Genomic DNA, 11343 nt, shown 5'->3' with positions numbered 1-11343 from the left:
CAATTTTTTTTGAAAGATTTACTTGGAGATAAATTAGAATTTAGCATTCAATTTGAAGCCAAATGTTTGAGGAAGTGGGTACGAACCTACCTCCATACCTTGAGCATTACCATAAGCAAATGCAGCTGCAGGATCTATATTTTCAGTGTTTTTCCATAAGTAGCAAACATTAGAGGCTACAAATGAAACTCTTAGGTCTTGCATTTTCCAATTGCCAATCATTGCTTTAGGGAATGTATAACCAAATGATAATTCACTAATTCTGATATAAGAAGCATCGTAAATAAATTCTTCATCTACACCAGCAGTTGCTTGGAAATAGTTTTCGATGTCTTGAGAAGATGAGAATCCAGGGTAAGGAGTTCCGTCTTCAGTGACTAAATTACCAGGGTTATAAGTTCCTGTTGTATTCATCTCGTTTCTTGCGTCAGCAGTATCTTGATGTTTACCATTAGAATACATACTAGCATTAGTTTGAGAGTAAATCTCACCACCAAATTTACCTTCAATGACAACACCTAATGTGAAGTTTTTGTATTGGAAATTATTGATGAAACCTAACATCCATGGTTGGACTGAGTTACCAATTTGTTGGTATCCATCTTCCACTTGTGGTACACCGTCTGAGTTTACAATAATATTTCCATTGTCATCTCTTTTGTAAGCTGTACCATAAATAGCACCATATGGTTGACCTGGAGCAGCTACAATATTTACAGGACCTTCACCAATAAGATATTGATTTACCTCATCTGTTAAAGAGATCACTTCATTTTGGTTATAGGCAACGTTCATCTGTGAGTGCCAATTAAAATCTTTCTTTCTAAACACATTAACCCCTAATGCGATTTCAACACCTTTGTTGGCAATTTCACCAGCATTAATGATGGCATCCTCGTAACCAGACGATTCTGGAATACGAACTTTCATGATTTGATCTTTAGAAATAGAGTTGTAGTATGTTACATCTAAATTCACGATGTCATCAAACATTCTTAAGTTGAAACCAACTTCATATGAAGTTTGCATTGATGGTTTTAAATTAGAATTGTTGATGGTATTTCCATAGATTGAACCTGTTTGAAGCCCGTCTTGTGTTTGTCCATCAATTGAATAATTTTGGTATAACATGTAAGGGTCAGTATCTGATCCAACTTGTGCCCAAGATGCTCTTACCTTACCAAAAGTTAACCATTCAGGAGTGTCCCAATCCATGTCCGAGAATACCCATGATCCACTAATTGAAGGATAGAAATATGAATTGTTATCAAGAGGAAGTGTAGAAGACCAGTCATTACGTCCTGAAACATCTAAGAATAAAATTCCATCATAACCAATTGATGCAGTTGCATAAACTGATGAGATAGCTTTTTCATATGCACTATAAGAAGCGAATCTATCTGAACCTGCAATAGGGTTTTGTTGTAATGGATCAGAAAAGTTAGAAGAACCTGTATCAGAAAATTCTCTTTGGATATGCATATAAGATGTACCTACATTGGCAACAACATCAAACTTTCCAAACTTGTTATTGTAAGTCAGCATTCCATCAAAGTTATCTTCTCTTTCTAATTGAGTTCTCTCAAAAGCTCTACCTGTTTGATACTGAGGCGTATACAATGGATCTAGAGAATTTGCTCTCCAAGTGGTATAGTCTGTACCAGCTCTACCCATGATTTTTAAATGTTCAGTAATATCATAAGTTAATGATGCCATACCCATAAATCTGTCTTTAGAATCTTCATAAGAAACTTCATTGGCAGTCCAATACGGGTTGTTGTTATTTTGATCATAACCAATAGGCATTCCATTTTCATCTTTATAATCTTTCATCCAAGCTACATTGTATGAGTTTGGAATTGCACTTATATAACCCATATAGTTGTAACCATTGTTACCCATATAAGGTCTGTTTTCAGCAGACTCCTTAACGTAGTTAGCTCTTGCATCTAAGTGTAGTTTGTCATTTAAATCAGAAGTACCTCTCAAACTGAATGTATTTCTTTCATATCCTTGGTTTTCAACATTACCATTGTTTAGCATGTTTGAATACGAGAATCTTACTGAACTACTTTCAGTGTTTTTAGTTAAAGCCACATTCGTATTTGCTGTGTATGAAGGTTTGAAAAATTCATCATAGTTATCGTAGAATTGAACTTCTCTTTCTTTGCCATCATAATATGAATTTGTAGTCATACCAGGAGTAACTTTTGGTCCCCACATTCCATAATCTTTTGTAGGATTTGGAGAGAAATTACCTGCAGTACCGTGTGCGTATTCTTCTTGATTATCAGGTGTAATTCCGAAGGTAGAAACTGTTGATGAATGAGAAAAATCAACGCCTAAGCCTTCGTTACCACCTTTTCCAGATTTAGTGGTAATCATTACCACACCATTGATACCTCTTGAACCATAAATAGCAGTAGCAGCCGGTCCTTTTAGTACGGACATTGATTCAATATCTTCAGGGTTAATTCCTGATAAACCATCACCAGTGTCTACACCACCATTGTCCTTGTCATTTGCATTGTCGTAGTTATTGTTGCTTAATGGAATACCATCAACAACATATAACGGCTGATTGGATCCATCTAAAATTGCATTACCACGAATGACAACATTGGATGAAGATCCTGGGCCACCACCTACTTGATTGATTTGAACACCCGCAACTTTACCACTCAAGCTATTCATCACGTTGGCCGAACTAGCAACAGTTCCGAGTTCGTCACCTTTTACTTCTTGTACAGCATAACCAAGAGATCTCTCATCTCTTTTTACACCTAAACCAACAACAACTAATTCTTCCATTTCTGTAGCATTTGAAGCTAGTTTGATGTCGATTAATGTTCTGTTGTTGACGTTGATTTCTAATGTTTCATAGCCAATGTAAGAAATTTGAAGTTCACTGGTTGGTTCTGCCTGTAATTTGAACTCCCCATTAAAATCTGTAATTGAACCTTTTGTGGTTCCTTTGATTTTGATTGATGCACCGATCAAAGGTTCTCCTGTCATCGAGTCTTTGATAGTACCTTTGATGAGCTGTTCTTGCGCATGAAGTGCCGTTGTGCAGGTCATGAAGAACACAAGCATCATTACGATGGATTGTAAAATTCTTTTCATTCTACTGATAAACGAGTTAATAAAATAGTTCGCAATAAGAGTATATTCCTTGCTTACATTAGGTTAGAAAAAATGTAGTAAAAATTTATTTCATCTGATACTTATAAGTTTATGATAGAAAAAAACTTGCTGTTAATATATACTCTTTGCTTGCTGTAATTATTGTTTGTTAGATAAACACTTTAGAAGTGTATCATGAACACAAATGTAGAAGAATGAATTGTAAATGCAATATTGTGTTACACGAAAATGCATTAAATCATGCAAAACACGCATTGTAATGTACTTAATTATGCCTTTTTTATATTTAAATCTGTCTTTTTTAGGCAATAAACGCAAGTTTGGTAAAAAAACTTAATTTATTTCTAATGAATTTAAATGAAGAAAATGTCATTTATAAGTTGATAAATCATTTGTTAATGTGTGTTTATTAGTGCTTTTGCTTCTTTGTTGTATTTAAATATATATAGAACTTGCCTTGCTTAAAATGATTGCTTGTATCTGCATGTTGAATATTTATTAAGTGTAATAAAAGCGTTTTTCTATGTTAATTATCTTCATGTAACTTATTTATATAACATTAAATGAAATATTAGTTATATATATAACGGGTATGCGTTTATATGCATGTAATTTTACTTATCAAAAGCTTTTCATATTGATTTAGTTTTTTATTAAACAAAAGTGGGTTTTACATATTTTTTAAATTTTTATTTAATGCATGTAATTATATTCTATCTACTGGTTTTATTTTTAGATTGTGCTTGTTTATGCATTTATTTCTTATTTGTTAAGTGCAGGGTAAATCTCTAATTAACGGAATACGAAAATAAGATAGATTTGAACTATTTAAAGGACTTTTAAAAAAGTAGTGGAGAATAATAAGAATCTATTGTAGGATGAAAGTTTGAGGAAACTTACAGGGGTGTTGCAATGGTTAGCAGGGTAAAGCAAAACTTATTTTTGAAATTAAAATGAGATACCTACTTATTATACTACTCGTTTTAGGACTTCTTTCCTGTGAAACCTATGAAGATCCTTCTGTTCGTGAATTGTTTAATACTAATATCATTAGTTCAGACAAATGGTCCGCTCAGGAGGCAAATTTTACGACTAACTTTGATGTAAGAACAAGGGAAGTTAGCACTAGTTTAGATCATGGACCTGGTTCAGTGCCATTCGAAATGACCCTAAATGCTACTGTTGATGGAAATGTAAGCATCGAAACAAATCGCAATTTAGATCCTACTTACATTTCACGTTATTTTATTCAAGAAGAAGACTTTCTGTTTGAAAGAGGATTCCACGACAATACATGGGAGTGGAGAGTATTGAATACTGATGCTCGTGATTCACTGGACTATACTAAAGGGTATGTTAAGATTGGGAATATTAGACTCAAAGCAAAAATTTATGACCATGATCAAGATCGTATCTATTGTTATTATGACAAAGCGAATAGATCAAATGGATATACCTATAAATATCACTTAGATTTTTGGCTAATTCGACAATAATTTAAAGGTATAGATATTATTCTGTATCATTTTAAGAAGTATAAAAGGGTTTAGGGATTACTTATTATATTATAGGTATAACCCTAAACCCTTTTTCAATATGAAATTATTTAAAAGTAGACTTTACTATTTATTATTATTGTTCTTACCATTCATGGTCATCTCGTGTAGTGATGATGAAGATCCAGCACCCAATGTGAAAGGTGGAGATTTTTTGAATGGTGGTAATTGGAACGTAACACAAGTTATACTTGAGTTTACAACGGATGGCACAAATTGGGTAGAATCATATCCTACTGTTGGTTATGACATGACATATGGAGTAGATGGTGCTGCTACTTGGATAACCTCTGCTACTTTTCATGCTCAAGTTGCTAATTATTTCCAAACCTCTCAAGATCCGTTGTTTTTACAAAACGGCACTTATACAGGAGAATGGAGTTGGAGAGAAGAGACAAATCTTCCTACTACTTTTGATGTTGATAATTACAATTATGGCTATATTGATTTAGGGTCAGATTATGTTTTATCAACAATAAATAATACTGCTGGAGACTCAATGCAAGTCACGCATATAGGGCCGCAAAATCCTGATAGTTCTCAATATAGAGTACATTTTCTCCTCTTGAAATAATTATAATAAGTAAAGCTGTCAATTGATGATTATCCATTTAATTGACAGCTTTTTTGGGTCCTTAGCTTTAATTAACAAATTTATGTAGACCCTAAACATTTTTTGAAATTGCATTTATTGAAGAGTTATTTTACTTAAAATGTCTAATTATTATATAAAAAACAAACATTCTAAGTAGTCTAAATTTAATTATTATTAGAATATAAATAAACGTAGATTTTACGTTATTTAACGAATATTCTAGAACATTTTACGTACAAATACAGTATATTATTTCAGAAGAATTACTTAAAACCCTGTTGCTGTATGAAACCTATTAAAGTTGGATCAATGATAATGCTTCCAATTGCTCAAATTGGAGTTATTTTAACTGTTGTATTATTGTTTGCTTTCGCTTATATCAAGTCAGTATTGATTGCGAATGGTATCGATATTCCTCAGCGTTATTATGTTTACGTTCCAGTACTAATCTTCAGTGGTATTTGGCCATTTATGATCAGTAGAGGGTTAGAACAAAATCCCGAAGTCGAGACGGAAAACGAATAATTAGAGCAAACGCTCAAAAAATATATATGGTAGTTCCTAGAAAATAGAAGCTACCATTTTTTTTCGTCTACAGTTTCCCCTTTCTTATACATTGATGGAAACATAATTTCTCTGTAAACCACCCAAGTTCTTAGTATTATAATCAAGAAGATTGGAATTAATTCATTAATAATGCCGCTTACTTCAAAATGGTAAAGAAGTATATACAATGAACAACCTACAATACTAATCGTTGCGTAGATTTCTTTATGGAAAACAATTGGGATTTCATTAACCAAAATATCTCTAGAAACTCCTCCAAAAGCACCTGTTATAACACCCAGGATAATACAGATGACATATGAAAAGCCATGTTGTAATCCAACCTGAACACCAACAATTGAAAAAAGAGCTAAGCCAATAGTGTCAAATAAGAATAAAGAAGTTCTAAATCGATCAAGTTTATCTTGGAAAATCATAGCACAAATAGCTCCTGCTAAGATAAAATAAATGTAGCTGGGATCTTCCATCCAAAAAATCTCTTTACCTTCAACAAGAACATCTCTTAATGTACCACCGCCCACTGAAGTGACAAAGGAAACAATCAAAACACCAAAAGCATCCAATTTTTTTTGCATGCCAACCAATGCTCCCGAAATTGCAAAAGCAAATGAACCAATTACGCCAATATAATAGATGATTTCGTCCAATTCTACAGCTTAATTTAATCCTTAGATAGAGTTTATTGTATTGAAAAACAGTGAGAAAAAACGATCACATAAACACTCCTTTTTTTCTCATTAAGAAGTTACATATTTAATTAGAATTATTTACTGAAATCTTCAAAGAACTTTTTCTATTTTTGTATACTGAATTAGAAAATACCCTGCAATGGCATATATCATATACGATACGGAAACCACAGGTTTACCGAAAAATTTTAATGCACCTTTAACAGACCTCGACAACTGGCCTAGAGTTGTTCAATTGGCATGGCAACTTCACGATGACCATGGTAAATTGATCAAAGCTCAAAACCTGATTGTTAGGCCTGATGGTTATACGATTCCCTTTAATGCAACAAAAGTTCATGGTATTACTACTGAACATGCATTAGAGCATGGTCATGACTTGAAGGAAGTATTAGAAGAATTCCGTATTGATTTAGCCAAAGCAGATCGTCAAATTGGTCACAATCTTCAATTTGATATTAATGTAACAGGTGCTGAATTCATTAGGGTAGACCTTGATAGTAAAATTCAAGAAGTAGAAGTCATTGATACAATGATTTCATCTACAGAATTTTGTGCACTTCCAGGTGGTCGAGGAGGTAAGTTTAAATCTCCTTCTTTAACGGAGTTACATAACAAACTTTTTGGTGTTCCATTTGCCGATGCCCATGATGCAGCATATGACGTTGACGCAACTGCTCGTTGTTTCTTTGGATTAATTGAGCATGGCGTCGTTGTTCCAATTCATGATGTTCCTGTAGAGGAGGTAGTTTATGAAGCACCGAAGCTTGATGAAGCCAATTTTGCATTTAAGAACAAAGCCAAAGATTTAGGGAGAGGTAAAGTAAGTAAAGAGGAAGGTTTAGCAAGACTGAAAGATGTTAAGTTTACGCACCTTCATACCCATACTCAATTTTCTATTCTTCGTGCTACTTGTACTATTGGGGATTTAGTAGCAAAATCTAAAGAAGAAGGCTGTGATGCAGTTTGTCTTACAGATCATGGTAACATGTACACTGCTTATCATTTCGTAAGGGATGTCCTAAAAGCAGAGTTAAAACCAATCGTTGGCTGTGAGGTGTATCTTGTAAATGATCATAAGAAACGTAAGTTTACAAGAGATGACCCCGATCGCCGTTCTTCTCAAGTATTAATAGCAAAAAACAAAGCAGGTTATCACAATTTAGCCAAGTTGTCATCTCAAGGGTTCATTGATGGAGCATATACAGACAGAGATGGTACTTATGCACGTATTGATAAAGAGCTTTTATTAGAATATAAAGGAGATTTGATTGCCACTACAGGTGGTTTACAAAGTCCTGTAAATAACTTGATTCTGAATGTTGGTGAAGAACAAGCAGAGCAAGAGTTTGTTTGGTGGTTAGAAAACTTCCAGGATGATTTCTACATTGAATTATGTCGTCATGGATTGGAAGAAGAAGACCACGTTAATGAGGTATTGTTACGTTTTGCTGAAAAGTATGATGTAAAATATTTTGCCGCCAACAATGTATATTATATGGACGAATCAGGTGCAGATGCTCATGATATTTTACTTTGTGTAAAAGATGGTGAGAAAAAATCTACACCAATTGGTAGAGGTAGAGGATATCGTTTTGGTTTTCCAAATAACCAATTCTACTTCAAATCTGCTGATGAAATGAAAGAATTGTTCTATGATTTACCTGAAGCCATTGAATGTACTCAGGAAATCGTAGACAAAATAGAATCTTATAAATTGGCTCGTGATGTCCTCTTGCCTGCTTTCGATATTCCAGAGGAATTTGTGAATCCAGAGGATGAAAAGGATGGTGGAAAAAGAGGGGAGAACGCATTTCTACGTCACCTAACTTATGTTGGTGCTGAAAAACGTTACGGTACCATTACAGATGATATTCGTGAGCGTTTGGATTTTGAGTTACAAACCATTGAAAATACAGGTTATCCAGGTTATTTCTTAATTGTACAAGATTTTACAACAGAAGCCCGAAATATGGGTGTATCTGTAGGACCTGGTCGTGGTTCTGCAGCTGGTTCTGCCGTTGCTTATGCAATTGGTATTACCAATGTCGATCCCATTAAATATGACCTTCTATTTGAGAGATTCCTAAATCCTGACCGTGTATCCTTACCCGATATTGATATCGACTTTGATGATGAAGGAAGACAAAAAATTATTAACTGGGTTGTTGATAAATATGGTTTCAATCAGGTGTCACATATTATCACTTATGGTACTATGGCGGCGAAGTCTTCTATCAAAGATACGGCACGTGTGATGGATCTTCCACTTTCAGAATCTGACCGATTAGCGAAGTTAGTGCCTGATATGAAGTTGAAGAAACTATTTGGTATGTCTGATGAACAATTGCAAGACAAACTAAATAGTGAACAGATGGAGATGGCTAATCAATTGAAGGCTATTTCTCAGGAACACGGTACCCTTGAGGGTGAAGTAATTAATACTGCTCGAATCTTAGAAGGTTCAGTACGTAATACAGGTATTCACGCCTGTGGTATCATCATTACACCGGATGATATTACGAAGTTCATTCCTGTAACTACAGCCAAAGATGCAGATCTATTGGTAACGCAGTTTGATAACTCAGTGGTAGAAAATGCAGGAATGTTGAAAATGGACTTCTTAGGTTTAAGAACCTTGTCCATTATCAAAGATGCAATTAAATTGATCAAACAACGTCATGGAATTGACATCGATCCAGATGATATTCCGTTGGATGATCGTAAAACATATGAATTATACCAAAGAGGAGAGACAAACGGTACATTCCAGTTTGAATCTGCTGGTATGCAAAAGCACTTAAGATCACTAAAACCCGATGTTTTTGGTGACTTAATTGCCATGAACGCCCTGTATCGTCCAGGTCCATTGGAATACATTCCAAACTTTATTGCCCGTAAGCACGGTGATGAAGAGATTGTGTATGACATTGACAAAATGGATGAATACTTAGCCGAGACGTACGGTATTACAGTCTACCAAGAACAAGTAATGCTTCTTTCTCAGTCTTTGGCAGGGTTTACAAAAGGTGAAGCCGATATGCTTCGTAAGGCGATGGGTAAGAAAATCTTCGCCTTACTAGAGCAATTGAAGCCGAAGTTTATTGAAGGTGGTACAGCCAATGGTCATGACCAAAAAGCTTTAGAAAAAGTATGGACAGACTGGGAAGCCTTCGCAGCTTATGCCTTCAACAAATCTCACTCGACTTGTTATTCAGTAGTTGCCTTCCATACAGGATATTTAAAAGCAAATTATCCTGCGGAATATATGGCCTCAGTACTGACACATAATATGAACGATATCAAAAAGGTAACGTTCTTTATGGAAGAATGTAGTCGTATGGGGATTCCTGTGCTTGGTCCTGATGTAAACGAATCAGAGTACAAATTCTCTGTAAACGCAGAAGGTGCGATTCGTTTTGGATTGGGTGCTGTAAAAGGTATTGGTACAGGTCCGATTAATGCAATTATTGAAGGTCGCCAAGAAAAACCTTATGAATCTATCTTTGACTTCGTGGAGAGGGTAAACTTAAAAGCAGTCAACCGTAAGGTGATGGAAAGTTTAGCGTATGCAGGTTCATTTGATGGTTATGAATTCCATAGAGCACAATATTTCCATATTCCAGAAGGTGAAAAATATTCAGGTATTGATTTGATCCTTCGATATGGTAACCGTGTACAAGCAGATAAGATGTCAGCCCAAGCTTCTTTATTTGGTGCAAGTTCTGGCGGTTCAGTTCCACCTCCAAAATTACCTCAATTAGAACCTTGGTCAAAACTAGTAGAATTACGTTTTGAAAAAGAAGTTGTAGGTTTCTTTATTTCAGGACACCCTCTCGATATGTATCGAATGGAATTGGAGAATTTCTGTATTCCAATCAAGCATGTTGATCTTCATAAACAACAAGAGATCAAGATAGGAGGGATGATTACAGAAGCAAAAATCCTTGAAAGTAAAAACGGTAATAAATTCGGTATTCTTCAAGTTGAGGACTATGAACAAGTACATCAAATGGCCATGTTTGGGGAAAACTTCAATAAAAACCGACATTTCTTTAATGAAGGAGACTTTGTGTGTGTAATTGGTCAAGTAAAAGAGAATTACAGAAACCCAGGTCAGTGGGAAGTAAACCCTAAAAAGATTATGGCATTATCTTCTGTAAAAGATCACTTCTGTAAAGGTATAGACTTATCTATTGATGTATCAATGTTGACAGATGATACCATTATGGAGTTGGTTAATATTGTAGAAGAACACAAGGGAACTCGTGAGATGTCACTAGAAGTAATCTCAAGAGAAGACAATATGGTTGTTAACCTTTTCTCAAAGAGTTATAAAGTTGATCCATCTACAGAATTGTTGAATAGTTTAGATCATTTAGAAGGTATCGAATACAGAGTGTATTAAGATGCTATTTTAACATAAAATGAAGCAGTAATAATGAGAGTTGTTACTGTTTTTTCTGTTTATAATTATTCTAATATTTAAGTGTTTAATAGTAAGAGTGTAACGTTTTGAAGTGCATTTTACGAATGATACAAGTCATTGATTTCTTATTAATTGATTTTTTTTCATTTTTTTTTTATTCACTTGTGAAAAATTCACTTCCAAAAAAATCCAATAGTGATTAGATGAAAGTGTAATTTCTAACAAAATAAAAAATAATATAATTCCGTTAATTGTTATTTTTTATTTTGTTTAAAGTGATTAATTGTTCTGTTTACATTTATAAAAATCAAGTAATACATACATTTTCAACTTGTTGAATACTTGCATGATTTAGTATTTACA

General features: G+C 34.2%; 6 protein-coding genes. 4 read left to right on the top strand and 2 right to left on the bottom strand.

Annotation, left to right across the window (positions count from 1 at the left end; genetic code table 11):
- Positions 1 to 33: 33 nt before the first annotated feature.
- Positions 34 to 3123: a SusC/RagA family TonB-linked outer membrane protein gene (locus ACXAHM_RS05220; RefSeq protein WP_474959357.1), complete on the bottom strand. Its 3090-nt coding sequence runs from the start codon at positions 3121 to 3123 to the stop codon at positions 34 to 36.
- A gap of 974 nt (positions 3124 to 4097) precedes the next feature.
- Between ACXAHM_RS05220 and ACXAHM_RS05215 the strand changes: the two genes are divergently transcribed.
- The 3 genes from ACXAHM_RS05215 to ACXAHM_RS05205 all read left to right on the top strand — a co-directional run bounded on the left by ACXAHM_RS05215 (position 4098) and on the right by ACXAHM_RS05205 (position 5820).
- Positions 4098 to 4640 carry a hypothetical protein gene (locus tag ACXAHM_RS05215; protein ID WP_474959356.1) on the top strand — a complete coding sequence of 181 codons (543 nt, stop codon included), beginning with the start codon at positions 4098 to 4100 and terminating at the stop codon, positions 4638 to 4640.
- A 100-nt stretch (positions 4641 to 4740) separates the two neighbouring features.
- Positions 4741 to 5274, top strand: coding sequence for a hypothetical protein (locus ACXAHM_RS05210; protein WP_474959355.1), 534 nt, complete (start codon positions 4741 to 4743; stop codon positions 5272 to 5274).
- A 306-nt stretch (positions 5275 to 5580) separates the two neighbouring features.
- On the top strand, positions 5581 to 5820 hold the full coding sequence (locus ACXAHM_RS05205) for a hypothetical protein (RefSeq protein ID WP_474959354.1): 240 nt from the start codon (positions 5581 to 5583) through the stop codon (positions 5818 to 5820).
- 50 nt (positions 5821 to 5870) lie between these two features.
- On the opposite strand, the gene ACXAHM_RS05200 is transcribed toward ACXAHM_RS05205, so the two are convergent.
- Complete coding sequence (locus ACXAHM_RS05200; protein ID WP_474959353.1) at positions 5871 to 6509, bottom strand: trimeric intracellular cation channel family protein; 639 nt, start codon at positions 6507 to 6509, stop codon at positions 5871 to 5873.
- A 181-nt stretch (positions 6510 to 6690) separates the two neighbouring features.
- On the opposite strand from ACXAHM_RS05200, the gene dnaE reads away from it, so the two are divergent.
- Positions 6691 to 10959, top strand: a complete 4269-nt coding sequence (gene dnaE / locus ACXAHM_RS05195) for a DNA polymerase III subunit alpha (protein ID WP_474959352.1) — start codon at positions 6691 to 6693, stop codon at positions 10957 to 10959.
- The last annotated feature ends 384 nt before the right edge of the window (positions 10960 to 11343 follow it).

The organism is Flammeovirga sp. AWQ4_249, assembly GCF_056161045.1.
This window is presented reverse-complemented; position numbering and strand designations above follow the sequence as displayed.

What these genes read in the sequence shown, in the direction of transcription:
- ACXAHM_RS05215 (WP_474959356.1), top strand. Translation starts at nt 4,098, where the DNA reads ATGAGATACCTACTTATTATACTACTCGTTTTAGGACTTCTTTCCTGT.
- dnaE (WP_474959352.1), top strand. Translation starts at nt 6,691, where the DNA reads ATGGCATATATCATATACGATACGGAAACCACAGGTTTACCGAAAAAT.
- ACXAHM_RS05210 (WP_474959355.1), top strand. Translation starts at nt 4,741, where the DNA reads ATGAAATTATTTAAAAGTAGACTTTACTATTTATTATTATTGTTCTTA.
- ACXAHM_RS05205 (WP_474959354.1), top strand. Translation starts at nt 5,581, where the DNA reads ATGAAACCTATTAAAGTTGGATCAATGATAATGCTTCCAATTGCTCAA.
- ACXAHM_RS05220 (WP_474959357.1), bottom strand. Translation starts at nt 3,123, where the DNA reads ATGAAAAGAATTTTACAATCCATCGTAATGATGCTTGTGTTCTTCATG.